The organism is Psychromarinibacter halotolerans (assembly GCF_029168315.1).
Classification (GTDB): domain Bacteria; phylum Pseudomonadota; class Alphaproteobacteria; order Rhodobacterales; family Rhodobacteraceae; genus Psychromarinibacter; species Psychromarinibacter halotolerans.
The window spans coordinates 24,707-48,851 of record NZ_JARGYD010000003.1 but is presented as its reverse complement, the minus strand read 5'-3'; the positions used below and the strand labels follow the sequence as shown (position 1 = coordinate 48,851).

At 66.1% G+C, this 24,145-nt stretch carries 25 protein-coding genes; 9 read left to right on the top strand and 16 right to left on the bottom strand.

The annotated features are described in order from the left end of the window. Positions 1 to 9: 9 nt before the first annotated feature. Complete coding sequence (locus tag P1K30_RS08760) at positions 10 to 1,815, bottom strand: SLC13 family permease (RefSeq protein ID WP_275632341.1); 1,806 nt, start codon at positions 1,813 to 1,815, stop codon at positions 10 to 12. Positions 1,816 to 1,956: 141 nt separating this feature from the next. On the opposite strand from P1K30_RS08760, the gene P1K30_RS08755 reads away from it, so the two are divergent. The 3 genes from P1K30_RS08755 (at position 1,957) to P1K30_RS08745 (ending at position 4,429) form a co-directional block, all read left to right on the top strand. Then, positions 1,957 to 2,670, top strand: a complete 714-nt coding sequence (locus P1K30_RS08755; RefSeq protein ID WP_275632340.1) for a class I SAM-dependent methyltransferase — start codon at positions 1,957 to 1,959, stop codon at positions 2,668 to 2,670. A gap of 14 nt (positions 2,671 to 2,684) precedes the next feature. Next, entirely contained in the window at positions 2,685 to 3,440 is a 756-nt protein-coding gene (locus P1K30_RS08750) for a glycosyltransferase family protein (protein WP_275632339.1), read from the top strand. A 101-nt stretch (positions 3,441 to 3,541) separates the two neighbouring features. Next, positions 3,542 to 4,429 carry a LysR family transcriptional regulator gene (locus tag P1K30_RS08745; protein ID WP_275632338.1) on the top strand — a complete coding sequence of 296 codons (888 nt, stop codon included), beginning with the start codon at positions 3,542 to 3,544 and terminating at the stop codon, positions 4,427 to 4,429. 6 nt (positions 4,430 to 4,435) lie between these two features. On the opposite strand, the gene P1K30_RS08740 is transcribed toward P1K30_RS08745, so the two are convergent. Further along, positions 4,436 to 6,064 (bottom strand): AMP-binding protein, encoded by a 1,629-nt coding sequence (locus tag P1K30_RS08740; protein WP_275632337.1) that lies wholly within the window; start codon positions 6,062 to 6,064, stop codon positions 4,436 to 4,438. Positions 6,065 to 6,182: 118 nt separating this feature from the next. Here P1K30_RS08740 and P1K30_RS08735 point away from each other — a divergent pair, with 118 nt between their 5' ends. Both P1K30_RS08735 and P1K30_RS08730 read left to right on the top strand, forming a co-directional pair. Next, positions 6,183 to 6,830 carry a sulfotransferase family 2 domain-containing protein gene (locus P1K30_RS08735; protein ID WP_275632336.1) on the top strand — a complete coding sequence of 216 codons (648 nt, stop codon included), beginning with the start codon at positions 6,183 to 6,185 and terminating at the stop codon, positions 6,828 to 6,830. Positions 6,831 to 7,000: 170 nt separating this feature from the next. Then, the gene (locus tag P1K30_RS08730) at positions 7,001 to 7,714 is read left to right on the top strand and encodes a Hint domain-containing protein (protein ID WP_275632335.1); all 714 of its coding nucleotides are present in this window, start codon (positions 7,001 to 7,003) and stop codon (positions 7,712 to 7,714) included. A 109-nt stretch (positions 7,715 to 7,823) separates the two neighbouring features. Here P1K30_RS08730 and P1K30_RS08725 read toward each other — a convergent pair whose 3' ends face one another. From P1K30_RS08725 to P1K30_RS08690, 8 genes are all read right to left on the bottom strand, one after another. After that, positions 7,824 to 10,031 carry a 3-hydroxyacyl-CoA dehydrogenase NAD-binding domain-containing protein gene (locus P1K30_RS08725; protein WP_275632334.1) on the bottom strand — a complete coding sequence of 736 codons (2,208 nt, stop codon included), beginning with the start codon at positions 10,029 to 10,031 and terminating at the stop codon, positions 7,824 to 7,826. A gap of 12 nt (positions 10,032 to 10,043) precedes the next feature. Next, complete coding sequence (locus tag P1K30_RS08720) at positions 10,044 to 11,255, bottom strand: acetyl-CoA C-acetyltransferase (RefSeq protein WP_275632333.1); 1,212 nt, start codon at positions 11,253 to 11,255, stop codon at positions 10,044 to 10,046. 20 nt (positions 11,256 to 11,275) lie between these two features. Beyond that, the gene (locus tag P1K30_RS08715) at positions 11,276 to 11,911 is read right to left on the bottom strand and encodes a glutathione S-transferase family protein (protein WP_275632332.1); all 636 of its coding nucleotides are present in this window, start codon (positions 11,909 to 11,911) and stop codon (positions 11,276 to 11,278) included. A 286-nt stretch (positions 11,912 to 12,197) separates the two neighbouring features. Next, positions 12,198 to 13,352: an acyl-CoA dehydrogenase family protein gene (locus P1K30_RS08710; protein ID WP_275632331.1), complete on the bottom strand. Its 1,155-nt coding sequence runs from the start codon at positions 13,350 to 13,352 to the stop codon at positions 12,198 to 12,200. Positions 13,353 to 13,369: 17 nt separating this feature from the next. After that, entirely contained in the window at positions 13,370 to 13,582 is a 213-nt protein-coding gene (locus tag P1K30_RS08705; protein WP_275632330.1) for a hypothetical protein, read from the bottom strand. A gap of 48 nt (positions 13,583 to 13,630) precedes the next feature. Further along, on the bottom strand, positions 13,631 to 15,409 hold the full coding sequence (locus P1K30_RS08700; RefSeq protein ID WP_275632329.1) for an acyl-CoA dehydrogenase C-terminal domain-containing protein: 1,779 nt from the start codon (positions 15,407 to 15,409) through the stop codon (positions 13,631 to 13,633). Positions 15,410 to 15,439: 30 nt separating this feature from the next. Beyond that, on the bottom strand, positions 15,440 to 15,838 hold the full coding sequence (locus P1K30_RS08695) for a MerR family transcriptional regulator (RefSeq protein WP_275632328.1): 399 nt from the start codon (positions 15,836 to 15,838) through the stop codon (positions 15,440 to 15,442). Positions 15,839 to 15,952: 114 nt separating this feature from the next. After that, positions 15,953 to 16,321: a MerR family transcriptional regulator gene (locus P1K30_RS08690; RefSeq protein ID WP_275632327.1), complete on the bottom strand. Its 369-nt coding sequence runs from the start codon at positions 16,319 to 16,321 to the stop codon at positions 15,953 to 15,955. A 430-nt stretch (positions 16,322 to 16,751) separates the two neighbouring features. Here P1K30_RS08690 and P1K30_RS08685 point away from each other — a divergent pair, with 430 nt between their 5' ends. The 3 genes from P1K30_RS08685 to P1K30_RS08675 are packed head-to-tail and all read left to right on the top strand — an operon-like array spanning position 16,752 to position 19,020. Then, a complete protein-coding gene (locus P1K30_RS08685; RefSeq protein ID WP_275632326.1) occupies positions 16,752 to 17,180 on the top strand; it encodes a PaaI family thioesterase in 429 nt (142 codons plus the stop codon). Next, the gene (locus P1K30_RS08680; protein WP_275632325.1) at positions 17,177 to 17,689 is read left to right on the top strand and encodes a PaaI family thioesterase; all 513 of its coding nucleotides are present in this window, start codon (positions 17,177 to 17,179) and stop codon (positions 17,687 to 17,689) included. Before P1K30_RS08685 ends, P1K30_RS08680 begins: the two co-directional genes overlap by 4 nt. After that, complete coding sequence (locus P1K30_RS08675) at positions 17,686 to 19,020, top strand: MATE family efflux transporter (protein WP_275632324.1); 1,335 nt, start codon at positions 17,686 to 17,688, stop codon at positions 19,018 to 19,020. The genes P1K30_RS08680 and P1K30_RS08675 overlap by 4 nt, the downstream gene beginning before the upstream one ends. A gap of 44 nt (positions 19,021 to 19,064) precedes the next feature. Here P1K30_RS08675 and arsC read toward each other — a convergent pair whose 3' ends face one another. Genes arsC through P1K30_RS08660 form a run of 3 tightly spaced genes read right to left on the bottom strand, consistent with a single transcriptional unit; the run spans position 19,065 to position 20,802 of the window. Further along, positions 19,065 to 19,412 carry an arsenate reductase (glutaredoxin) gene (arsC, locus tag P1K30_RS08670; protein ID WP_275632323.1) on the bottom strand — a complete coding sequence of 116 codons (348 nt, stop codon included), beginning with the start codon at positions 19,410 to 19,412 and terminating at the stop codon, positions 19,065 to 19,067. Next, complete coding sequence (locus tag P1K30_RS08665; RefSeq protein ID WP_275632322.1) at positions 19,409 to 20,467, bottom strand: quinone-dependent dihydroorotate dehydrogenase; 1,059 nt, start codon at positions 20,465 to 20,467, stop codon at positions 19,409 to 19,411. The genes arsC and P1K30_RS08665 overlap by 4 nt, the downstream gene beginning before the upstream one ends. Then, entirely contained in the window at positions 20,464 to 20,802 is a 339-nt protein-coding gene (locus P1K30_RS08660; RefSeq protein WP_275632321.1) for a DUF952 domain-containing protein, read from the bottom strand. Before P1K30_RS08660 ends, P1K30_RS08665 begins: the two co-directional genes overlap by 4 nt. A gap of 121 nt (positions 20,803 to 20,923) precedes the next feature. Here P1K30_RS08660 and P1K30_RS08655 point away from each other — a divergent pair, with 121 nt between their 5' ends. After that, the gene (locus P1K30_RS08655; RefSeq protein ID WP_275632320.1) at positions 20,924 to 22,159 is read left to right on the top strand and encodes an Hsp70 family protein; all 1,236 of its coding nucleotides are present in this window, start codon (positions 20,924 to 20,926) and stop codon (positions 22,157 to 22,159) included. Between the two features lie 57 nt (positions 22,160 to 22,216). On the opposite strand, the gene minE is transcribed toward P1K30_RS08655, so the two are convergent. The 3 genes from minE to minC are packed head-to-tail and all read right to left on the bottom strand — an operon-like array spanning position 22,217 to position 24,089. Then, positions 22,217 to 22,501 carry a cell division topological specificity factor MinE gene (gene minE, locus P1K30_RS08650; protein WP_275632319.1) on the bottom strand — a complete coding sequence of 95 codons (285 nt, stop codon included), beginning with the start codon at positions 22,499 to 22,501 and terminating at the stop codon, positions 22,217 to 22,219. After that, a complete protein-coding gene (gene minD / locus P1K30_RS08645) occupies positions 22,498 to 23,346 on the bottom strand; it encodes a septum site-determining protein MinD (RefSeq protein WP_275632318.1) in 849 nt (282 codons plus the stop codon). The genes minE and minD overlap by 4 nt, the downstream gene beginning before the upstream one ends. Then, complete coding sequence (minC, locus tag P1K30_RS08640; protein WP_275632317.1) at positions 23,343 to 24,089, bottom strand: septum site-determining protein MinC; 747 nt, start codon at positions 24,087 to 24,089, stop codon at positions 23,343 to 23,345. Before minC ends, minD begins: the two co-directional genes overlap by 4 nt. Positions 24,090 to 24,145: the final 56 nt, after the last annotated feature.

Here is a 24,145-nt window from a genome sequence, read left to right as displayed (position 1 = left end):
GCAGCAGGTCTACTGCGACAGCGGGAAGAACGCGGAGATCGCAAGCACGGCGGCGATCCCGGTCACGATGTTCATGGGCACGCCGACGCGCAGGAAGTCCGCGAAACGATAGTTCCCCGCGCCGTAGACCAGCGTGTTGGTCTGGTAGCCGATCGGCGTCGCGAACGAGGCGCTGGCGCCCATCATCACCGTCATCACCAGCGCGCGCGGGTCAAAGCCAAGCTGCCCCGCCAGCGCGATGACCACAGGGGTCAGCACCACCGCGACCGCGTTGTTCGTCACCGTCTCGGTCATCACCGACGCGGTGGCATAGACCACGGCCAGTACCAGCCACGGCGGCAAGGTATCCAGCAGCGGGGCAATGGCGCCCACTACCAGCTCGACCGCGCCGGTCAGTTCCAGTCCCTTGCCGACGATCAGCATCGCGAAGATCAGCACAAGGATGCCGGCGTCGATGGAATCCCACGCCTCGTCGTTGTCGATGCACCGCAGCACCAGCAAGGCGGCAACCGCAAGCAGGGCGGCGATCAGGATATCGGCCATGCCGATGGCGGACAGGGCGACCACAAGGATCAAGGCCAGCAACGCCAGCGGCGCCTGACGACGGCGATAGCCCCGGCCCGAGGTGCGGGTGATCGCAACCACGTCGCCCTGCTGGGCCAGCTGGTCGAAGCTTTCGGGCGGGCCTTCCATCAACAGCCGGTCGGCGGCGCGCAGACGGACAGAGTTCAGATCGGCCCCGGCGACGTGGTGCGGGCGGTGCACCCCCAGCAGCCGGATGCCATAGCGCGACCCAAGCCCCAGTTCGGACAGGCGTGCACCCACCGCCGCGCGGGCGGGGGTCACGATGGCCTCGACCCGCACCATCTTGGTGTCGTCGGCCCGGCGGGCCTGGTTCGGCGCGTTCCGGCGCATACCGACGCGAAGGCCCTTCGTCTCGTGCAGGGTCAGCACCTCGGCCACATGGCTGACGACGATCAGCGTGTCGCCGACCTGCAGCACCTCGTCCGACAGGTCGCCCCGCCGGATTCGGCCCCCCCGGCGCAGACCGGTCACGCGAATGCCTGGCCGGTTCAGCGGCGCGACCTCGGACAAGGGCACGTCCTCGTAGGGCGACTCTTCGGCGACGGTGACTTCGGTCAGAAAGGGCCAGCCCTCGGAGCGTTCGTCGATCCGGCCGGTGTCATCGCGCGCGGGCAGCAGAAAGCGTCCGAACACCAGCATGAACCCCATCCCGGCGGCCGCCGTCACAAGCCCGACGGGGGCGATCTCGAAGATGCCGAAGCCCTGCATCCCCGCATCCTGCGCCACGCCGTCGACCAGAAGGTTGGTCGAGGTGCCGATCAGGGTGCAGGTGCCCCCAAGGATCGCGGCGTAGCTTAGCGGTATAAGGTACTTGGTCGACGGGCTTTGCCGCGCCTGCGCCAGCTTGATGACCACGGGGATCAGGATCAGCACGACGGGCGTGTTGTTGACGAAGGCCGACGCAAGCATCGTCGCGCTGAAAAACAGCGCAAGCGTCTGGATCGGCCGGTCTTCGGCCCGCGAGACGATCATCTGCGCCAGCGCGTCCAGAAGACCGGTCCGCACCAGCGCGCCAGAGATCACGAACATCGCCGCGATGGTCAGCGGCGCCCCGTTCGAGAAGGCGGCGGACACCTCTGCCGCGGGCACGAAGCCGATGGCGATGAACACCGCCGCACCGGCGGTGGCCGTGACTTCGGGGGGATAAATCTCTGCCACGAAGGCTGCGAAAAGCAGGACAAGCAGTCCTAGCGCGATCACGGCCTCGTGGCCGGCGATCAGGTCGAACATTTATCAGGCGCTCCGCCGGTTCCGTTGATTGCCGATCGCAACGGGGCCGTCTACCACGAGGGCCGTACCGATGCGAAGAGCGAAACGCGTGGGCCGGGGCGGTGGTTCCGCCGGTGACGCTGGGTCGGCGGAGGATGGCGCATGGACAACGGTTGGGACGCGTCGGCAGACGCGTGGATCGCGGATCAGGGCGACGCGGGCGATTTTTCCCGCCGCCATGTTCTGGATGCGCCGATGCAGGCGCGGGTGCGCGCCGCCGCCCCCGCCCGCGTGCTGGATGTGGGCTGTGGCGAAGGGCGGTTCTGCCGATGGCTGGGATCGGCTGGCTTCGCCTGTGTCGGCGTGGACCCCGCCGAGGCGCTGCTGGCCGAGGCGCGCCGCCGCGATCCGGGCGGCGACTACCGCGCCGGGCGGGCCGAGCGGCTGGACGTCGGGGACGCCAGTTTCGACATGGTCGTGTTCTACCTGACCCTTATCGACATCGAGGACATGCGCGCGGCCCTGACCGAAGCCGTACGCGTGCTTGCGCCGGGTGGGCGGGTGCTGATCGCCAACCTGCAGGCCTACAACACCGCCAGCGCCCTTTTCGAGAAGCTGGACAGCGGGGCGCGGCGGCTGGTGATGGCGCGTTATCTAGAAGAACACGACCGCTGGGACGAATGGCGCGGCATCCGCATCCGCAACTGGCACCGGCCACTGTCGGCGTACATGACCTGCCTGCTGGATCTTGGCCTGTCCCTGACCTGTTTCGAAGAACCGTGCGCCACGGGTGGTCCGGACCGGGCCCGTGCTTCGTATAACCATGCGCCGTACCACTTCATGATGGAGTGGCGGCTGCCGGCACCGACCGGCTGACGCAGGAGACGGGGATGCAGACTGGCGTAATCTACGTGGCGACGGGCGAGGATTATCTCGACCTTGCGCGGGCCTCCGCGGAAAGCCTGCGCCAGACCAACCCCGGCTTGCCAGCAGACCTGTTCACCGATTTGCCGGACGCCGCTGGGCTGGAGATGTTCGACCGCGTGCACCGCATCACGCAGCCCCACGACCGCAGCAAGCTGGACTGCCTGCCGTTGACCCGGTTCGACCGCACCCTGTTTCTTGACGCCGACACCCTTGTCCTGCGCCCGCTCGGCGATCTGTTCGATGTGCTCGACAGGTTCGAGATGGCGATGGCCCACGACGTGCGACGCGCCTCGGCGCTGGTGCAAGAGGGGTTGCGGCACAAGACACCCTACGCGGTGCCGCAGTTGAACTCTGGTGTGCTGCTGTATCGGCGGTCCGACGCGATGCTGGCATTCCTGCGCGAATGGGCGGCCCGGTTTCATGCCGAACCGCAGGTCGACCGCGATCAGGTGATCCTGAAAGATTTGCTATGGGAAAGCGATCTGCGCTTCTGGGTGCTGCCGCCCGAGTTCAACCTGCGTCGGGTCACCAAGCTGGACGCGTGGGAGCCCTTGGACGTGATGCCCACCATCCTGCACAGCCATCGCCTGCTGGACCATTTGCGCGTGCCCGGCGCGGACCGGGTGCGAACGCTGGCTCAGGTGGTTCGGCTGGAACGTCTTGCATTGGAACAGGAATGGGCCGCCGTCGGCGGTCGCCCGCCGGACTGGGGCGTCTGACGCGCGGCGTATGACAATCCAATGACCGCAAAGGTTGCTCTTGCCCGAGCGAACAGGCATCGGTTATCCGAACGCAAGATGTTTATGGGCGCACAGATCACATGGCCGTAGGAAACTGGGATGAAGTCCGCACCGCTTATCAGGTGGCGCGGTTGGGAACCGTCAGCGGCGCAGCCAGCGTGCTGGGCGTGCACCACGCCACGGTGATCCGCCATATCGACGCGCTGGAAGAGCGGCTGGGCGTCAAGCTGTTCCAACGCCACGCGCGCGGCTACACCCCGACCGAGGCGGGGCGCGACCTTCTGCAGGTGGCGCAGGCGACCAACGACCAGTTCGGCCAGCTTGCCAGCCGCATCCGCGGGCGCGGCGAAGAGGTCACAGGCGAGTTGCTGATCACCACGCTGGCCGGGGTTGTTCCCGCGATCATGCCGGTGCTGGTGAAATTCCGCGCCGAACATCCCGGCCTGATCGTGCGACTTCTTACCGGCGAACGCCTGTTCCGGCTGGAATACGGCGAGGCGCATGTCGCCATTCGGGCCGGCGCCGCGCCGGAAGAGCCGGACAACGTCGTGCAGTCGCTGGGCCGCGAGATGGGCACGTTCTTTGCCGCCCGCAGCTATGCCGACGCGCATGGCCTGCCGAAGGACGAAACGGAAGCGGACAAGTTCGACTTTGTCAGCAGCGACGTCGACGTCCCGCGCGCGCCGTTCGACATCTGGCTTCGGAATACCGTTCCGCTGGACCGGATCGTGTTCCGCTCGACCGATCAGTCGGTGACCAAATCGGCGATCCGCGCCGGGGCGGGCATCGGTTACATGGCACTGTGCGAGGGCAGGGCCGACCCCGATCTCGTCGAAGTCTGGCCCGCTCGCACCGAATGGGCCGCGCCGCTGTGGCTTGTCACCCATGTCGACCTGCACCGCACGATGAAGGTGCAGGCCTTCACCTCGTTCCTGAAGGAAGAGGCGAAGAACTGGCCGACGTGCTAGGGCCGCTTAGCCGCCCCTGACCTGATTGCGCAGCTCGAACTTCTGGATCTTCCCGGTCGAGGTCTTCGGCAGGTCCTGAAACACCACCGCTTTCGGCGTCTTGAACCCGGCCAGTTCCTTGCGCGCGAAGGCGATCAGTTCTGCCTCGGTCAACTGTCGGCCCGGCTTCAGTTCGACGAAGGCGCAAGGCACTTCGCCCCATTTCTCGTCCGGCTTGGCCACCACCGCGCACAGCAGCACGTCGGGGTGGTGCATCAGCACGTCCTCGACCTCGACCGAGGACACGTTCTCGCCGCCCGAGATGATCACGTCCTTCGAGCGGTCGACAATCTTCATGTAGCCGTCGGGATGCTGGATCGCGATGTCGCCGGAATGGAACCAGCCGCCTTCGAACGCCTTCTCGGTGGCTTCGGGGTTTTTGTAATACCCCTTCATCACGGCGTTGCCGCGGAACATGATCTCGCCCTGCGCGGCGCCGTCCATGTCGATTTGCGCACGCATTTCGGGATCCAGAACGGTGCAGTCCTCCAGCATCGGCATCACCACGCCGGTCCGGGCCTTGATCGCATAGCGTTCCTTCGACGGAAGCGCGTCCCAGTCGTCTTTCCAAAGGCACTCGGTGCCGGGGCCGTAGACCTCGGTCAGGCCGTAAACCTGCGTGACGTTGAAGCCCAGCGGCTCGATCGCGGCCAGCGTCGCGGCGGGGGGCGGGGCGCCGGCGGTGAACACCTCGACCGTGTGGTCGAAGGCACGCCGGTCGGCGTCGTCCGCGTGGATCAGCGTGTTCAGCACGATGGGCGCGCCGCCGAAATGGGTTACGTTCTCATCCGCGATGGCGTCGTAGATGGATTTCGCATCGACGTGACGGCAGCACACCACGGTGCCGCCCAGCAGCGGCATCATCCATGTGTGACACCAGCCGTTGCAGTGGAACAGCGGCACGATGGTCAGGTAGACCGGGTGCAGCACCATGCGCCACGACACCACCTGTCCCATCGTCGACAGATAGGCGCCGCGATGGTGATAGACGACGCCCTTGGGGTGCCCGGTGGTGCCCGAGGTGTAGTTCAGCGCGATGCTTTCCCATTCATCCTGCGGCAGGATCCAGTCGAAGGCCGGATCGCCGCTTGCGATGAACTCTTCGTATTCGGGATAGCGGCCGGTGGCGGGGAACCCCGAGTCGGGGTCCGCAACCTCGACGATTTGCGGTTTCGGCCCTTCCATCGCCGCCAGCGCGGCCTCTGCCAGCGGCAGGAACTGGGTGTCGACCAACACCAGCTTCGCCTGTCCGTGGTCAAGGATGTAGGACACCGTATGCACGTCCAGCCGCACGTTGATCGTGTTCAGGATCGCGGCACACGCCGGCACGCCGAAATGCGCTTCGGCCTGTGCGGGGATGTTGGGCAGGATCGTTGCCACCACGTCGCCGGGCGCGATCCCGGCCCCCGCAAGGGCAGAGGCCAGCCGCGACACCCGCGCGTGATAGGCGGCATAGGTGTGCCGGACCTTGCCGTAGACCAGCGCCTCGCGGTCCGGGAACAGGCGGGCGGCGCGGTTCAAGTGCGACAACGGTGTCAGCGCCACATGGTTCGCGGCGCATTTGCCTAGTCCGCTTTCGTCTGCCAGCCAGCCCATTCCGATCTCCTCCCTCTGCCGGATCGAAGCTGACGTTAGTGCCCTTCCGCCCCAGAGGGAATGCCGGACCTGCGGCTTTGCCGTTCCGCGCCGTGCCACGGTTTGCTAGCCTTCGCCCATGATCATCTCGCACGGCCGGCGCTTCGTTTTCGTCCATATTCCAAAGACCGGCGGCACCTCGCTTTCGCTGGCACTGGAAGCACGGGCGATGAAGGACGACATCCTGATCGGGGACACGCCGAAGGCGAAGCAGCGGCGCGGGCGGCTGAAGGGCGTCCAAACGCGCGGCCGTTTGTGGAAGCACTCGACGCTGGCGGACATTGACGGACTGGTGTCGCCGCAAGAACTGGACGAGATGTTCGTCTTCACGCTGGTGCGGAACCCGTGGGACCGGATGGTCAGCTATTACCACTGGCTACAGACGCAGGAATTCGACCATTCCGCCGTCCGTCTGGCCAAGCGCGTGCCATTCCCGGATTTCGTCCGCCACCCGACGACGCAGATGGCGTTCGCCAGTTCAAGCGCAGCCAGCTATGTCACCGACGCCACCGGGCGCGAGCGGTGCGACGCCTTCGTACGGCTGGAGCATCTGAAGACCGATCTTGTGCCCGTCGAGTCACATCTGGGTTTCGCCCTCGACGTGCCTTATTTCAACGCGTCCAACCGCGCGCGGGACTATCGGACCTACTACGATACGGACCTGACAGAAATTGTCGGGTCCCTTTGTCGCCACGATCGTAAACGCTTCGGCTACACGTTCGGATAGAAATCCGTTTCGCTGGTGGAAAGGATCGGCGTTAACGCGGGTTAACTAAAAACCACATCGAAACTGTGACACATTCTTACCGTTATCGTGCCGAACTCGCGTCGTCCGAATCGAACGTAGTGTTGATCAAACATAAGCACACGCGACACGAACCATTCGGAGACACAAACATGTTCGGCCTCGGCAAGGCTGCGTCCACTACACATCCACGCGCGCTCCGGCAGGAGACGGGCGAAGGGCTGGGCGCCGACCGGATCAAGGCGATGCCGTCCGTCGTCCCCGGAATGCTGGCCGGCACGAAGGTCGCGACCGCCAAGGGCTGGTGCCCGGTCGAGTCGCTGACCGAGGGCGATCTTGTTCTTACCTTCGACCGTGGTCTTCAGCCGCTGCGCCGCCTGACGAAGGTGCGCACCTCGGCCATCCAGAACGTCCCGCAGGCCGAATGGCCGCTGTTCGTCCCCAAGGACGCATTGGACAACGCGCATCCCCTGATGCTTCAGCCCACGCAGCCGGTGATGATCGAATCCGACGCCGCCGAAGTGTTGTACGGCGACCCCTTCGCGCTGATCGACGCGTTCACGCTGGAAGGTTATCGCGGCATCGCGCGGCTGGAACCGCAGGGCCCGATCGAGTCCATCGGACTGTGCTTTGACCAAGACGAGGTCGTCTTCGTGAACGACGGCGCGCTGGTGTTCTGCGGCTCGGTTCGCGAGATGTCTGTCGAGGACCTGCTGACCGGCGACGCAACTCCGGGAACCTACACCAAGCTTGATGCGGACGAGGCGCTGTACCTTGTAGAGTGCCTTGAAACGGCGGATGCCATCGAAGACGGCGTTCTGCACGATCCGCACGGCGGCCAGACCTATTCGGCGTTGTTCGCCTGACGTTACCCATTTCGACTCGGAATTCCCTCACACTCACAACACCGAGCGAAACTGGAAAGGGCGGCCCTGGGGCCGCCCTTTTCGATTTTGATATGCCTTGCGCCCCGCGTCAGGCGGCGGCCTGTGCCGGAGGGCCGAAGCGGCCATAGAACGTGTCGCCCTTCTCGGCCATTTCGCGCAGCAGGGGCGGGGTGGTGAACCGGGGGCCGTGGCGCTCGGTCAGGCCGTCGCAGATCTCGACCGCCTTCGCCGCGCCGATCATGTCCAGCCACGAGAACGGACCGCCCGACCACGGCGCGAAGCCCCAGCCAAGGATCGCGCCCACGTCGCCTTCTCGGATGTCGGTCAGAACGCCTTCGTCCAGTGCCCGCACCGCTTCCAGAACCTGCGCGAACAGCAGGCGGTGCTGCACCTCGGTCACCTCGGGCTGGGTGTCGGCCAGCGGGAACTGCGCCGCCAGCCCGTCCCAAAGCCCGGTGCGCTTGCCCTTGTCGTCATAGGCATAGAAACCCGCGTTCGACTTGCGGCCCAGACGGCCTTGATCGGCCATCCAGAACAGCACCTCGTCCACCGCGTCATCGGGATAGGCATCGCCCATCGCGGCCTTGGTCGCCTTGGCGATCTTCACGCCAAGGTCGATCGAGGTCTCGTCCACCAGTTGAAGCGGCCCCAGCGGCATCCCCACAAGCTTCGCGGCGTTTTCCACCAGCGGCGGGGTGATCCCCTCGGCCACCATCCGGATGCCTTCGTTGATGTAGGGGATGATGCAGCGGTTGGCGTAGAAGAACCGTGCGTCGTTCACGACGATGGGCGTCTTGCGGATCTGCCGGACGTAGTCCAGCGCCTTGGCCACGGCCCGGTCGCCGGTTGCCTTGCCCTTGATGATCTCGACCAGCATCATCTTCTCGACGGGCGAGAAGAAGTGGATGCCGATGAACTGCTCGGGCCGCTTCGAGGCCTTGGACAGCATCGTGATCGGCAGCGTCGAGGTGTTGGTGGCGAAGATGCAATCTTCGTCGATGACCGCCTCGACGGCCTGCGTGACCTCGGCCTTCACGCCCGGATCCTCGAACACGGCTTCGATGATCAGGTCACAGCCCGCCAACGCCGCATAGTCGGTGGTCGCGGTGATCAGCGACAGGACCTGCTCTTTCTTCTCGGGCGTCGCCTTCTTCCGCTGAATGCCCTTGTCCATGTAGGTCGCGGTATAGGCCTTGCCCTTGTCCGCTGCGTCCTGGCTTTGGTCCAGCAGCACCACCTCGATCCCGGCCTGCGCCGAGACCAGCGTGATGCCCGCGCCCATCATCCCAGCGCCCAGCACGCCGACCTTCTTCACCGTCTGGTCCGGCGCCTCGGGGCGGTTCGCGCCCTTCTCCAGCGCGCCCTTGTTCAGGAACAGCGACCGGATCATCGCCCCCGAGGACGAGTTCAGGATCACGTTTGTGAACCACCGCGCCTCGATCTTCAGGGCGGTGTCGAAGGGCACCAGCGCGCCTTCGTAGACGGCCGACAGCAGCGCCTTGGCGGCGGGATAGACGCCCTTGGTCTTGCCGTTCACCATCGCCGAGGCCCCGACGAAGGTCATGAAGCCCGCCGGATGATACGGCGCGCCGCCGGGCATCTTGTAGCCCTTCTGATCCCACGGTTTGACGCAGTCGGCGTCCTTTGCCGACAGCACCCATTCCTTCGCTTTTTCAAGCAGGTCTTCCGGCTCGACCACCTCGTCGACCAGTCCGGCCGACTTGGCCTTCTTCGGTTCGACCGTCTTGCCCTCCAGCAGGTACGGAGAGGCCGCCATCGCCCCCATCTTCCGCACCAGCCGCGTCGTGCCGCCGGCGCCGGGGAACAGCCCGACCATGATCTCGGGCAGGCCGATCTTTCCCTTCGGGTTGTCGGCGGCGAAAATACGGTGGCAGGCCAGCGCGATTTCATAGCCGATGCCCATCGTGGTGCCGGGCAGGGCGCAGGCGATGGGCTTGGCGCCCTTCAGGGTCTTCGGATCCATCCCGGCGCGCTCGATTTTCCGCAGCACGCCGTGCATCTGCATGATGCCGTCGAAGATCCCCTTGGCCGGGTTGTCTCCGGCGGCGTTCTTCAGGTCGGCCAGCACGTTCAGGTCCATCCCGCCCGCGAAGCTGCCCGGCTTGCCCGAGGTGATCACGACGCCCTTCACGGCCTCGTCGGCCAGCGCGGTGTCGATATGCGCGTCCAGCTCGCGTAGACCCTCGAAGGTCAGCACGTTCATCGACTTGCCGGGCAGGTCCCAGGTGATGACGGCGACGCCGTCGGCGCCGGTTTCATAGTGGAATTCGGTCATGTCGCTTGCTCCTCACACGCGCTCGATGATGGTGGCCGCGCCCATGCCCGACGCGACGCACAGCGTGGCAAGGCCGGTGCCCTTGCCGGTGCGCTCCAGCTCGTCCAGCAGGGTGCCAAGGATCATCGCCCCGGTCGCGCCCAGCGGGTGCCCCATCGCGATGGCGCCGCCATTGACGTTCACCTTGTCCGCATCGACGTCGAACGCCTGCATGAACCGCAGAACCACGGCCGAGAACGCCTCGTTCACCTCGAACAGGTCGATGTCGCCGATGGACATGCCCGTTTCGGCCAGGATCTTCTCGGTCACCGGAACCGGGCCGGTCAGCATGATGGTCGGATCGGTGCCGATCTTGGCGCTGGCGCGGATGCGGGCGCGGGGCGTCAGGCCGTGCGCTTCGCCGAATTCCTTCGACCCGATCAGCAGCGCGGCGGCGCCGTCCACGATCCCGGACGAGTTGCCCGCATGGTGGATGTGGTTGATCCGTTCGAGATGCGGGTACTTCATCAGCGCCAGCTGATCGAAGCCGGGCATCGTCTCGCCCATGTCCTTGAACGACGCCTTCAGCGCGCCAAGCGCCTGCATGTCGGTGCCGGGCCGCATGTACTCGTCCTTCGACAGGATCGGCAGGCCGTTGATGTCCTTGATCTCGACGATTGACTTGGCGAACCGCTCGTCCTCCCACGCCTCGGCGGCGCGGGCCTGGCTGCGGACGGCAAAGGCATCGGCATCGTCGCGGCTGAAGCCGTATTCAGTGGCGATGATGTCGGCCGAGATGCCCTGCGGCACGAAATACTGCGCCATCGCGACCGACGGGTCGACCGCGACGGCGGCGCCGTCCGACCCCATCGGCACGCGGCCCATCATCTCGACGCCACCGGCGATATAGGCCTGTCCGGCCCCGCCGCGCACCTGGTTGGCGGCAAGGTTCACCGCCTCCAGCCCGCTGGCGCAGAAGCGGTTGATCGACAGGCCGGGCACGGCCTCGTCAAGGTCCGAGGCCAGCACGGCGGTGCGCGCAAGGCAGCCGCCCTGTTCACCCACCTGGGTGACGTTGCCCCAGATCACGTCCTCGACGCCGCGGCCGTCCAGACCGTTGCGCGCGTTCACCGCGTTCAGGATGTCGGCCGACAGCCGGACCGCGGTCACCTCGTGCAGCGCGCCGTCCTTGCGGCCCTTGCCACGCGGAGAGCGGACGGCGTCGTAGATATAGGCTTCTGTCATGGGAAGCGTCCTTCTTGTCGTCAGGCCCGGTCCGACGGGTTGCCGGGCATCAGGTCGTAGGGGTGTTTCCAGCCGTCCAGCGACTGGATGTTCGACAGCCAGCGGTCGATCGCGGGATAGGCCGCGCGGTCGAAGCCGAAGGGCTCGGGATAGTAGAGATAGCCGCAGCAGGTCAGATCGGCGTTGGTGACGCTGTCACCCACCAGCCAGTCGCGGCCCTCGAGATGCTTGTCGAGGATGCCATAGGCGCCGCTCAGCCGGCCTTGCAGGAAAGCGATGGTGTCGGCGGGGCGCTTGTCCTCGGGGAGGAAGTTCATCAGGAAGCGCGTGATCCCCGCAAAGCTCGAAAGCTTGTGGTTGTCCCACAGCACCCAGCGCAGAACCTCGTACTTATCGGCGCCGTCGCCGCCCAGCTTGCCGGTCTTGTCGCTCAGGTATTGCTGGATCACGCCCGACTGCGTCAGCCGCACGTCGCCGTCCACCAGCACGGGGACCTCGCCCATCTCGTTGACCTCGGCGCGGTAGGCATCGGATCGGGTCTCGCCGTTGAAGAAATCCACGAACACCGGCTCCCAGTCGAGCCCGTGAACCTGCAGCGCCAGCGCCGCCTTGTAGGAGTGTCCGGATTCGCCGAAGCAATAGAGCTTTATCGTCATGGTCTGGTTCCTGTGGCCAATGGCGGCGTGGGGGTGTCGCACCCCCACACCCCCGCGAGGTATTTTCCAAGAGAAGAAGGGGCCCGTTTACGGACTGTTAAGGATGGGCGCGCAGGATCGGTGGCGCGGTACAGGCTGAGGAGCCGATGACCGCAAGAGGAGAAGCCTCGCCGGTTTCCGCGGCTTCCGGGCGCGGACCGGCGGGGCGGACAGGTGCCGTCCCCTGCTTCTCCTCTTCCCAAATACCTCCGCCGGAGGCGTCCCGAGGTTTCCGCGCGCGCGAGGCTCATTGTTTTTCCACCGCGAAGCCGCGCGCGATCAGTTCCTTCATGATCTCGTTCGTTCCGCCATAGATCCGCTGGATCCGGGCGTCGGTCCACATCTCGCCGACCTCGTATTCGGTCATGAAACCGTAACCGCCGTGCAGCTGGACGCATTCGTCGAGAATCTCGCCCTGTGCCTCGGACAGCCACAGCTTGGCCATCGCGGCCTTTTCGACCGACAGCTTTCCGTCAAGATGCTCGCGGATGCATTCGTCCAGAAACGCGCGGCTGACGGCGGCCTTGGTCTGGCATTCGGCCAGCTTGAAGCGGGTGTTCTGGAACTGCATCAACGGGCCGCCGAAGGCCTGTCGTTCGCGGCAATAGGTCATGGTGCGGTCCAGCGCGCCGTCGATGGCGCCCATCGCGGTGCAGGCGATGATCAGCCGTTCCTGCGGCAGTTGCTGCATCATCTGATAGAAGCCTTGCCCTTCGGCTTGGCCCAGCAGGTTCTCGGGCGGGACCTCGACGTTGTCGAAGAACAGCTCGGACGTGTCCGAGGCGTGGCAGCCGATCTTGTCGAGGTTGCGGCCGCGCGTGAACCCCGCCGCGCCGTCGGTTTCGACCACCACCAGCGACGTGCCCTTCGCCCCGGCCTTGGGGTCGGTCTTGGCGGCGACGATCACCAGGTTGGCGTGCTGTCCGTTGGTGATGAACACCTTCTGGCCCGACACGCGGTAGGCGTTCCCGTCGCGGACCGCCTTGGTCTTGATCGCCTGCACGTCCGAGCCCGCGGCGGGTTCGGTCATCGCCAGCGCGCCGACCAGTTCGCCGGACACCATCTTGGGCAGCCAGCGGCGTTTCTGGTCCTCGGTGCCGTAAGCGAGGATATAGTGCGCCACGATGCCGGAATGGATGCCGTGCCCCCAGCTGGCGAGGTTGGCGCGGGTCTGTTCCATCAGGATCACCGCCTCGTGGCCGAAATCGCCGCCGACGCCGCCGTATTCCTCGGGGATCGAGGGGCACAGCAGGCCAAGCTCGCCCGCCTGCGCCCAGGTCGAGCGGTCCATTTCCCCCTGCTCGCGCCAGCGCGCGAAATGGGGCTTCCATTCCTCGGTTATGAACTTGCGCGTCATCTCGGCGAGCATGTCGTGCTCGTCCGTCCTCCAGCTGGCCCGCATGCCTGTCTTCCCCTCCGTTACCGTTTGCGCGCGTCGAGCTCCGAGTTGAACAGCCGCAGCCGCGCGACGAGGTTGTCCTCGTTCGTCACGCTGTCGAAATGTTCGAACAGGAAGGACAACGCCTCGCCCTCGGTCAGCCCCGCTTCTTGCGAGAACTTCCGAAGCCGGCGATAGCCGTCTTCCGTCATGCCGACGGTAAAGTGGCGTGTCAGTCGGAACCGTTTCGGCATCTTTCCTCTCTCCCGGTGCGTTCGGGCGAGAGGTGAGATCCCCGCGCCCTAAAAGCCGCTTGCGTCCAGCGCCATCACCGGGTCCGCGCCGGACTGGATCCGGGCGAGGTGCGTCGCGGTCGCTGGCAACTGTCGTGCCATATAGTAGCGCCCCGTGGCGAGTTTCGATTCGTAGAACGCTGCGTCACTGGTTTCGGCGTCCAGCGCGGCGCGGGCGGCCTTCGCCATACGGGCCCACATCAGGCCAAGGCAGACGTGCCCGAACAGCAGCATGAAGTCGTAGGACCCGGCCAGCGCGGCGTTCGGATTCTTCATGCCGTTCTGCATGAAGAACATGCCCGCCGCCTGCAGGTCCTTGGACGCCGCCTTGAGCGGATCGAGGAAGCCGTCCTTCAGGTCGGCATCGTCCTCGTTCTCCTTGATGAAGGTCTTCACCATGTCGAAGAAGGCCATCACGGTCTTGCCGCCGTTCTGCGCCAGCTTGCGGCCGACGAGGTCCAGCGACTGGATGCCGTTCGTGCCCTCGTAGATCATGGTGATGCGCGCATCGCGCACGAACTGCTCGATCCCCCATTCGCGGGTAAAGCCCGAGCCGCCCAGCGTCTGTTGCGCCAGCACGGTGGTCTCGAAGCCCTTGTCGGTCAGGAAGCCCTTGATGACCGGGGTCAGCAGCGAGATCAGCGCCTCGGCGTCCGCGTCCTCGGCCCGGTGCGCCTGGTCGATCAGCATGGCGCCCCAGTACATGAAGGCGCGACCGCCCTCGACGAAGCTTTTCTGATCCATCAGGCCGCGTCGCACGTCGGGATGCACGATGATCGGGTCGGCGGGGCCATCGGGGTTCTTCACCCCGGTCACGTCGCGCCCTTGCAGACGGTCCCGCGCGAAGCCAAGCGCGTTCTGGTAGGCGACCGAGCCCTGCGCCAGACCCTGTACGCCGACGCCCAGCCGGGCCTCGTTCATCATGGTGAACATGGCGCGCATGCCCTTGTGAAGCTCGCCCACAAGGAAGCCCTTGGCACCGTCATAGTTCATCACGCAGGTGGCGTTGCCGTGGATGCCCATCTTTTCTTCGAGGCCGCCGCAGGACACCGCGTTGCGCTCGCCCAGCGAGCCGTCGTCGTTCACCATGAACTTGGGCACGATGAACAGCGAGATCCCCTTGGTGCCTTCGCCGCCGCCGGGGGCCTTGGCCAGCACGAGGTGGATGATGTTCTCGGACAGGTCGTGTTCGCCGGCCGAGATCCAGATCTTCGAGCCGGTGATGGAATAGCTGCCGTCGTCCTGCGGTTCGGCCTTGGTGCGGATCAGCCCAAGGTCGGTGCCGCAGTGCGGTTCCGTCAGGTTCATGGTGCCGGACCAGCGGCCCTCGACCATGTTGGGCAGGTACATGGCTTTCTGCTCGTCCGATCCGTGAGTGTGGATCGCCGAGTAGGCGCCATGCGTCAGCCCCTGGTACATGTTGAGCGCCATGTTCGCAGACACGAACATTTCGCCCACGGCAGAGGACAGGAGGAAGGGCATGCCCTGACCGCCATAGTCCGGATCGGCGTCCAGCCCCATCCAGCCGCCTTCACGCAGCTGGTCGTAGGCGGCCTTGAAGCCGTCCGGCGTGCGGACCACACCATTTTCCAGCGTGCATCCCTGGCGGTCGCCCACCGGGTTCAGCGGCTGAAGCACCTCGGACGCGATCTTTCCGGCCTCTTCCAGAACCGCGCCGGTGAAATCCCGGTCCAGTTCGTCGTAACCGGGAATCCCGGCGTCAGAGACTTTCAGGACCTCGTGCAGCAAAAACTGCTGATCCTTGAGCGGCGCGGTGTAGCTGGGCATGTCGGGCCTCCCTCCCGTCGTGTCCGGATTTTATTCTGCGGCGGCCTGCTGATTGTAGGACGTCAGCACGTTCGCGCTCCACTCGATCTCGGACTTGAGTTCTTCGATCGTGCCGGTCAGTTCGTCGCGCTGGCGCTCCATTTCGGACAGGCGATCCTTCGCGGCTTCGTGCGCACGCTGAAGTTGAGCCTGCTCGCCGCCCTCGGACTCGTACAGGTCCAGGATCTGGCGGATTTCCTCAAGCGAGAAGCCGAACTTCTTGCCGCGCAGGATCAGCTTCAGCCGGGCGCGATCGCGGCGCGTGAACAGCCGCTTGCTGCCTTGGCGGATCGGGGCGAGAAGCTCCTTGGATTCATAAAACCGCAGTGTGCGTGGGGTCACGTCGTACGCGTCGCACATCTCTCGGATGGTCATGACTTCGTCGGTCATGTTGGCCTCATTCTTGTAATCTTAGACGCCCCACATGACCGCAGATCAAAGGCGCTTCAAGCGCGGTTGACCCTACGGCCGGTGTAACGTGACGTCATTTGTGAAGATTGCTGGCTACGCCAAATCGGAAGCGGTTTCATCCCGCAACGACTGCAATTCGGCGATGGCTGTCTCAAGATCCTCGCGCTGGGATTTCAGTACCTTAAGTTGGCGGTCAGCCATTTCTACCAGCACTTCCATCTGCGCGCGGGTTCCCGATCTTTCGTAAATTTCAAGCCACTGGCGGATCTCTTCGAGTGAGAAGCCCCACCGGCGGCCGCGAAGGATCAGGGTCATTCGCGCGATCTCTTTTGGTCCGTAGAACCGTGAGCGGCCCTCCTTTTCGGGCGAAAGCAGTTCGATGTACTCGTAATACCGCAAAGTGCGCGCCGTCACGTCGAACTTGGCGCACATTTCTTTGAAGTTCAGCCGGGGCTCGGACATCGGTAACTCCCTTGCATGACTAGGATAATGCCGCGGGCGCAAAGGATCAATTGCGTTCCGCGCCCTAGGGGTAACTGGCGCCGAATGTGTGGCCTCTGGGGCTGTGGCGGATGTGGAAATCAGCCGTTTAAGTCGCAATCAGGACGCCCTCAATACTACCATAGGGCGAAACTGGCGTCGGGACACGGCGCGAACAGACAAATTTGCGGCAATTGAAGGCGTATTGCTTAACGTTGTTATATATTTTTGGCACCGGGCCGTGTTAGCGGAAACAAATTGTCGTGATCTTCCCGGATTGCGTCCGGACGGCTTCGTGACGCGGGCGGCTTGCAACCAAGGCGCCGGGGCATCTGCCCCCTTGCGGCCCGGACGCCAACGGTCGATTAATCGGCGTCGGCCATTCCAAAGAGCCATCAGGCGGGGCGGGATCTTGGATCAGAACGCGAAAGACCGGATCATCGATCAGTTCATCGGCGCGCTGCCGCATGCGCGGGCGCTGGGGCTGCGTGTGGTTTCGATCGCGCCCGGCGTCGTCGAGGTGGCGATGCCCTATGACGAACGGCTGATCGGCGATCCGTCGCGTGGGGTGATCGCGGGCGGCGCGGTTTCAGCGTTGATGGACACCTGTAGCGGCGCGGCGGTGATGAGCCATCCCGAAGCGCCCGCGATGACGGCGACGCTGGACCTGCGGATCGACTACATGCGCAGCGCCGAGCCGGGGCAGGAGATCGTAGCGCGGGCCGAGTGCTATCACGTCACCCGCTCGGTCGCCTTCGTGCGGGCGCAGGCGATGGACGACGACCGCGACAACCCGGTCGCCACCGCGACGGGCGCTTTCACGGTGGAGCGGCGCGCATGACCCGGCAACGCCCCGAACCCGTGCAGGTGGTGAAACAGCGCCGCGACGCCGCGCTGGCGGCGCTGGTCGATGGTGTGCCCTACATGCGGTTCCTCGGGATCACCTTCGAACGACACGGCGACGAACTGACCGGCCTGCTGGCCTATTCCGACAAGCTGATCGGCAATCCGATGCTGCCCGCTCTGCACGGCGGGGTCACGGCCGCGTTCCTTGAATTCACCGCCATCGTCGAACTGTCATGGTCCTACCTTTGGGAGGACATCGAAAGCGGCAAGCTGGACCCAGCGACGATCCAGCCCGGTGTGCAGCCGCGCCTGCCGAAAACCATTGATTTCACGGTGGATTATCTGCGCTCGGGTCTGCCCCGCGACGCTTACGCCCGGGCGCGGGTGACGCGGTCGGGCCGGCGCTATGCCAGCGTTCAGGTCGAGGCATGGCAGGACAACCGCGCGCGTCCCATCGCGCAGGCCGCCGCGCATTTCCTGATGCCGCAGTCGCCCCGCGCATGAGCACCGCCGAGGTCGGAGCCCTGACGCATCGCCGCGTCCTGCGCATCGCGCTGCCCATCGTGCTGTCGAACGCCACGATCCCCATTCTGGGCGCGGTCGACACCGGTGTGGTGGGCCAGATGGGCGCGGCTGCGCCGATCGGCGCCGTGGGCATCGGGGCGGTGATCCTGACGACGATCTACTGGGTCTTCGGCTTCCTTCGGATGGGCACCACCGGCATGGTGGCGCAGGCCAAGGGCGCGGGCGACACCTCGGAAACCGGTGCGCTGCTGATGCGCGGGCTGCTGTTCGGCGCCACGGCGGGGGCAGTGCTGGTTGCGGCGCAGGTCCTGCTGTTCTGGGGCGCGTTCCGGTTGGCGCCCGCGTCCGAAGAGGTCGAGACGCTGGCCCGGCAGTACCTGTCGATCCGGATCTGGGGCGCGCCCGCCGCCATCGGGATCTATGCCCTGACCGGCTGGCTGATCGGGATGGAGCGCACGCGCGGTGTGCTGGCGCTGCAGCTTTGGATGAACGGACTGAACATCGGGCTGGACCTGTGGTTCGTGCTGGGGCTTGGCTGGGGCGTGCAAGGTGTCGCCACGGCGACGCTGATCGCGGAATACAGCGGGCTGACGCTGGGCCTGTGGCTATGCCGCGACGCCTTCGCGGGCGACCAGTGGCGCGACTGGGCGCGGGTGTTCGACCGGGTGCGGCTGAAGCGGATGCTGGCGGTCAACACCGACATCATGATCCGCTCGGTGATCCTGTCGGTGTCCTTCACCACCTTCCTGTTCCTTGCGGCGGACCTTGGCGACGTCACCCTCGCCGCGAACCAGGTGCTGGTGCAGTTCATCGAGATCACCGCCTTCGCGCTTGACGGTTTCGCCTTCTCGGCCGAGGCGCTGGTGGGTGCGGCGGTGGGCGCCCGCGACCGCGCCGCGCTGCGCCGTGCGTCGATCATCAGCTCGCAATGGGGGGTCGCGGGTGCCGTGTTGCTGGGGCTGGTGTTCTGGATCTTCGGCGGCGCGATCATCGACCTGATGACCACGTCCGAAGCGGTCCGGGCCGAGGCGCGAACCTATCTACCTTGGCTTTGCGCCGCGCCGCTGATCGGCATCGGCGCATGGATGCTGGACGGGATCTATATCGGCGCCACGTGGACCCGCGAAATGCGCATCGCCGCGCTACAGTCGGCGGCGGTCTATGTGGTCGCGCTGGCGGTGCTGTTGCCGCTGATGGGCAACCACGGCCTGTGGCTTGCGCTGATGATCCTGAACGCGACACGGGGGCTGACCCTGTGGGCCAAGTACCACCGCAAGGAAGCTGGCGTGACCGATCCGGTGCCCGGCTGACAGGCGTCTTTGGTCCGGAAATATCCCCGCCGGAGGCAAGAAATCTAAAGGATTTCCAGCACAGCCTCGGGCGGGCGGCCAAGCGCGGCGCGGTCGTTCGCGAACACCACGGGCCGTTCGATCAGCTTCGGCGTCGCCGCCATCGCGGCGATCAGCGTGGCGTCGTCGGCGTCCTTGGTCAGACCCTGCGCCTTGAACTCGGCCTCCTTGGTGCGCACCAGCTTGATGGCAGGTACGCCCAGCAGGTCCAGCGCCGCACGGATCTCGTCCGCCGATGGCGCATCGTCGAGATACCGGCGCTCGGTGACGTCGCAGCCCTTGTCGTGCAGCAACGCCAGCGTCTCGCGCGACTTGGTGCAGCGCGGGTTGTGCCAGATCGTGACCTTGGTCATAGCCAGTCCTTCCGTCCTGTTCCCACCGCCTCTGCGACCGAGGCGAAGCCCTCGCGCGCCAGCAGCGCATCAAGCCCGCGCGCGATGTCCGGGGCCAGCGACAGGCCGTGGAACACCATCGCGGTGTAAAGCTGCACGGCGCTGGCGCCCGCCTTGATCTTGGCCAGCGCCTGTTCGGCACTTGCGATCCCGCCGACACCGATCAGCGGCAGCGCACCGGAGGTCTCGGCGGACAGCCGGGCCAGCACGCGGGTCGAGCGGTCGAACAGCGGCGCGCCGGACAAGCCGCCGGTCTCGCCCTTGTGGGCGCTGCGAAGGCCGTCGCGCGACAGGGTGGTGTTGGTGGCGATGATCGCGTCCACCCCGGACTCCTGCGCGACGCCCGCGATCTCGGCGATCTCGGCGTCGGTCAGGTCGGGCGCGATCTTCAGGAACACCGGGATGCGGCGGTCCAGCGCGCCACGGGTCTCGATCACCCCGGCCAGCAGACCCTTCAGCGCGGCGGCACCTTGCAGGTCGCGCAGCTTCTCGGTGTTGGGCGACGACACGTTCACCGTGGCAAAGTCGATATGCGGACCGGCGATGCGCAGAACTTCGGCGAAGTCGCGGGCGCGGTCGCTGCTGTCCTTGTTCGCGCCAAGGTTCAGGCCGCGCGGGATACCGGTCGGCGTGGCGGCAAGGCGGGCGGCAATCGCCTCGGCCCCGTCGTTGTTGAACCCGAAGCGGTTGATCGCGGCGTGGTCCTCGGTCAGGCGGAACAGGCGCGGCTTCGGGTTGCCCGGCTGCGGCCGGGGCGTCGCGGCGCCCAGTTCCAGAAAGCCGAAACCGGCGCGCGCCAGACCGGCGGTGGCGGTCGCGTTCTTGTCGAAACCCGCCGCCAGCCCGACGGGGTTCGGCAGCGCAAGCCCCGCGACCGTCGTGGCCAGCCGCGCCGAGGTGATGGGACCGGGCAGCGGCGCCAGACCCGACCGAACCGCCTGCAGTGCCAGCCCGTGCGCCCGCTCGGGGTCGACGGTGCGCAGAAGCGGCAGGCCGATGCGTTCAAGCAGTCTCATACCATCTCTGCCGGGAAAACGTGGGCGCCGTCTTCCAGCGGAAGCGGCCAAGCCCAGACCACGTCGTCCAGCCGCAGCGGCCGGTACAGGTGCGGGAACAGCGCGCCACCGCGCGACGGCTCCCATTTCAGGTCGTCGCCCAGCGTGTCGGCCTCGACCGCGGCCAGCCAAAGCCCCTCGACCCCGGCGAAATGCTTCGCGGCAGTCTCGGCGGCCTGTTCGGCGGTCGAGAAGTGGATGTAGCCGTCGGACAGGTCGATCGGCGCGCCAAGGGTCGAGCCATCGGCCTGCAGCGCCTGCCATTCGGGGGTGCGGAAAATCTTGTAGATCAGCATGGGCTCAGATGACCGGCAATTTCGCGCGGGTCAAGCGGCTGCGGGGCTGGGAGACGGGAATCGGCTTGTGCGGGCGCGCGCGATTGAGTAGCGGGGGCGCTTTCGAAAAAGGGCGCGCGTCATGGCCACGGATATTCTGTCAATCGACTTTGGCACCTCTAACTCGGCCGCCGCCGTCGCTGCGGGCAATGGCGTCTACCGCATCCCCATCGAGCAGGGCGCCGAGACGCTGCCGACCGCCGTCTTTTTTCCCGTGCAGGGGGCGATGCGGATCGGGTCGTCTGCCGGTGCCGCGCTGATCGCGGGCGAAGAGGGGCGGTACATGCGCGCGCTGAAAAGCGTGCTGGGCCTGCCGCTTCTGCATGAACCCCGCGTGCTGGGCGGCGTGCGGCGCACGCTGGCCGACGTGATCACGGTGTTCCTGTCCGAGGTGAAGACGCGGGCCGAAACGGCGACGGGACTGACCTTCCGCCGCGCGCTGTCGGGACGCCCCGTGCATTTCCACACCGCGGCGCCGGACAAGGACGCACAGGCCGAGGCGGACCTGCGCGCCTGTTACGCCGCCGCCGGGTTCGACGAGGTGTCGTTCCTGCCCGAACCCGAGGCCGCGGCGGTGGCCTGCCATGGCATGGGCGGCGGCGCAGGGCTGGGGCTGATCGTCGACATCGGCGGCGGGACCTCGGACTTTACCGTGTTCCGGGGCGGCGCAGGCGGGGCAGAGATCCTTGCCAGCCACGGCATTCGGCTGGGCGGTACGGATTTCGATCACGCGGTGTCGATGACCCACGCGATGCCGATGCTGGGGCTGGGGGGAGAGCTGCGGCGCGAGATGGGATCGGGCCTGCTGCCGGTGCCGCGCGCGCCCTATGTGGATCTTGCGACGTGGGCCAAGATCCCGTTCCTCTACTCGGCCGACACCCGGCGCATGGTGGCGGGCATGGTCCGCACCGCCGTCGACCGCCCGGCGATGGAACGGTTCGCCGAGGTGCTGGATCTGGAACTGGGCCACGAACTGGCCTTTGCCGTGGAACGCGGCAAGATCGGTGCGAATGGCGAGGGCGGCGCGGGCCGCATCGCGATGGGGTTTATCGAGCCGGGTCTGTCGGTGGCGGTCACGGGCGACAGTCTGAACGAAGCATTGACCGAGAACCGCGCCGCGCTGCGCGCCGCTGCCTCCGAAACGCTGGCACTGGCCGAGGTCTCGCCGTCCGACATCGGGCGCGTGATCCTTGTCGGCGGGTCGAGCCTGATGCGGTTCGTGTCGGACGAGGTGTCGGACCTGTGCCCCGACGCGGCGGTGCTGCGGTCGGAAGCGTTCACGGCGGTGGTCGACGGGCTGGCGCTGGCGGCCCGTTAGGCCAAGCCGGAATGAGGTGGGCGGCCCGGTTATCGTGAACCGGACCGCCCAGCAAAGTTAGCCGCGATCGCGGGCGTTTGTCACCGAAGCGGCGGGCATTTCGATGTTGATCTCAAGGCTCGACACCGCGTCGTCGCGCTGCACCTTGATGTCGACGTCCTGATCCTCGACCTTAACGTAGCGGCGGATCACCTCGAGGATGTCCTGCTGCATTTTCGGAAGGAAATCGGCCTGCGCCGCCCCATCGGCGCGTTCGTGCGCCAGAAGCAGTTGCAGCCGGTCCTTGGCGGTTTGCGCCGTGGCGGCGCGGCGGGGCCTGAGCGAGAAACCGAACAGGCTCATGCCGACCGTCCGAACAGCCGCTGCATGAAGCCGGGGCGCTTGTCCTCGGGCAGGCGCATCTCGACCTCTTCGCCGACCAGTCGCGCGACGGTGTCCTCATAGGCCTGACCGGCGTTCGACGGCTCGTCCAGGATCACCGGCGTGCCGATGTTCGACGCCTTCAGCACCGCCTGGCTTTCCGGGATGATACCCAGAAGCGGCACGGCGAGAATCTCTAGCACGTCGTCGACGGTCATCATCTCGCCGCGCTCGATCCGGCCCTTGTCGTGCCGGGTCAGCAGGACGCGCGCCTTGACCGGCTCGTCATTGCTGCTTTCGGCGCGCCGCGTCTTCGACGCCAGCAGGCCCAGCACCCGGTCGCTGTCGCGCACGGACGACACTTCGGGGTTGGTGACCACGACGGCCTCGTCGGCGAAGTACATCGCCATCTGCGCGCCGCGCTCGATCCCGGCGGGGCTGTCGCAGATGATGTAGTCGAATTCCTCGCGCAGTTCGTTCAGCACCGCCTCGACTCCCTCGGTCGTCAGGGCGTCCTTGTCGCGGGTCTGCGAGGTCGGCAGCACGTACAGCGTATCCAGCCGCTTGTCCTTGATCAGCGCCTGCTTCAGCTTCGCGTCGCCCTGGATCACGTTGATGAAGTCGAACACGACCCGGCGTTCGCAGCCCATGATCATGTCAAGGTTGCGCAGGCCCACGTCGAAGTCGATAACCACCGTCTTGTGGCCCAGCTTGGCCAGCCCGGCGGAGATCGCCGCCGCCGAGGTGGTCTTGCCCACCCCGCCCTTGCCCGAGGTGATCACGATGATCTTCCCGAGCGGGGCCTTTTCCTTCAAATCCGTCGTCATGTGAGCGGCTCCAGTATCAGTCTGTCGTCCTTGAGCACGACTTGCAGCGGCTGGTGCCGCATGTCGTCCCCGATGTTTTCGCTGGTGCGGTACAGGCCCGCGATGGCCAGCAGTTCGGCCTGTTGTTTCAGGCAGAAGATCCGCGTGCTTTCGTCGCCGTGCATCCCAGCGATGGCCCGGCCCCGAAGGGTTCCGTAGACGTGGATGTTACCCGACGCGACCAGTTCGGCCCCGGACGAGACCGAGCCGATCACCGTCAGGTCGCCGCGTTCGGCGACGATCACCTGACCCGACCGCACGGGCTGGGTGATCACCTTGTTGTCGGGCGGAAGCAGCCGGTCGGCGCGGCGTGTGGTACCGGTGCCGATCTTTTCCGGCGCGGTTTCGCGTCCGAAGGCGACCTCGATCAGGCCCATGTCCTCGGCCAGTTCGACCTGCGCGGGCGCCGGGTCCTGCACGCCGAACACCCGCAGCTTGCGGGCGCGAAGCTCGGCGACCAGCGCGTCCAGCGTGGCGCGGTCGACAAGGTGCTGGATGGTTCCAAGGTCGATGACAAGCGGCGCGTCCAGCAGGAATTGCGGTGCGCGGGCCAGATGGGCGTCGAGCGCATCGAAGAAATCGGCGTCGAAGGCGTCGGTGTCGAGCCTTAAAGAGATGGCCGTGATGAACCGCCCCCGGATCTGGAACGGCTGCGCCGTCACCGTCGCGGCGGCGCGACGGCTGGTCGTTCTTGGTCTCCGCACCTGTCGCGGCTCCTGCTCTGTCTCAAGTCGTGGCGCGCGATTCTGTCGCGCGCGGA

Coding starts and splice junctions, on each gene's coding strand:
- P1K30_RS08700 (WP_275632329.1), bottom strand. CDS start 15,409: ATGCCCAGCTACACCGCGCCGCTCAAGGATCAGCAGTTTTTGCTGCAC.
- P1K30_RS08665 (WP_275632322.1), bottom strand. CDS start 20,467: ATGAGACTGCTTGAACGCATCGGCCTGCCGCTTCTGCGCACCGTCGAC.
- minD (WP_275632318.1), bottom strand. CDS start 23,346: ATGACGACGGATTTGAAGGAAAAGGCCCCGCTCGGGAAGATCATCGTG.
- P1K30_RS08750 (WP_275632339.1), top strand. CDS start 2,685: ATGCAGACTGGCGTAATCTACGTGGCGACGGGCGAGGATTATCTCGAC.
- minE (WP_275632319.1), bottom strand. CDS start 22,501: ATGAGCCTGTTCGGTTTCTCGCTCAGGCCCCGCCGCGCCGCCACGGCG.
- P1K30_RS08695 (WP_275632328.1), bottom strand. CDS start 15,838: ATGACCGACGAAGTCATGACCATCCGAGAGATGTGCGACGCGTACGAC.
- arsC (WP_275632323.1), bottom strand. CDS start 19,412: ATGACCAAGGTCACGATCTGGCACAACCCGCGCTGCACCAAGTCGCGC.
- P1K30_RS08660 (WP_275632321.1), bottom strand. CDS start 20,802: ATGCTGATCTACAAGATTTTCCGCACCCCCGAATGGCAGGCGCTGCAG.
- P1K30_RS08745 (WP_275632338.1), top strand. CDS start 3,542: ATGGCCGTAGGAAACTGGGATGAAGTCCGCACCGCTTATCAGGTGGCG.
- P1K30_RS08680 (WP_275632325.1), top strand. CDS start 17,177: ATGACCCGGCAACGCCCCGAACCCGTGCAGGTGGTGAAACAGCGCCGC.
- P1K30_RS08710 (WP_275632331.1), bottom strand. CDS start 13,352: ATGCGGGCCAGCTGGAGGACGGACGAGCACGACATGCTCGCCGAGATG.
- P1K30_RS08730 (WP_275632335.1), top strand. CDS start 7,001: ATGTTCGGCCTCGGCAAGGCTGCGTCCACTACACATCCACGCGCGCTC.
- P1K30_RS08705 (WP_275632330.1), bottom strand. CDS start 13,582: ATGCCGAAACGGTTCCGACTGACACGCCACTTTACCGTCGGCATGACG.
- P1K30_RS08755 (WP_275632340.1), top strand. CDS start 1,957: ATGGACAACGGTTGGGACGCGTCGGCAGACGCGTGGATCGCGGATCAG.
- P1K30_RS08725 (WP_275632334.1), bottom strand. CDS start 10,031: ATGACCGAATTCCACTATGAAACCGGCGCCGACGGCGTCGCCGTCATC.
- P1K30_RS08715 (WP_275632332.1), bottom strand. CDS start 11,911: ATGACGATAAAGCTCTATTGCTTCGGCGAATCCGGACACTCCTACAAG.
- P1K30_RS08760 (WP_275632341.1), bottom strand. CDS start 1,815: ATGTTCGACCTGATCGCCGGCCACGAGGCCGTGATCGCGCTAGGACTG.
- P1K30_RS08655 (WP_275632320.1), top strand. CDS start 20,924: ATGGCCACGGATATTCTGTCAATCGACTTTGGCACCTCTAACTCGGCC.
- P1K30_RS08740 (WP_275632337.1), bottom strand. CDS start 6,064: ATGGGCTGGCTGGCAGACGAAAGCGGACTAGGCAAATGCGCCGCGAAC.
- P1K30_RS08720 (WP_275632333.1), bottom strand. CDS start 11,255: ATGACAGAAGCCTATATCTACGACGCCGTCCGCTCTCCGCGTGGCAAG.
- P1K30_RS08735 (WP_275632336.1), top strand. CDS start 6,183: ATGATCATCTCGCACGGCCGGCGCTTCGTTTTCGTCCATATTCCAAAG.
- P1K30_RS08690 (WP_275632327.1), bottom strand. CDS start 16,321: ATGTCCGAGCCCCGGCTGAACTTCAAAGAAATGTGCGCCAAGTTCGAC.
- P1K30_RS08675 (WP_275632324.1), top strand. CDS start 17,686: ATGAGCACCGCCGAGGTCGGAGCCCTGACGCATCGCCGCGTCCTGCGC.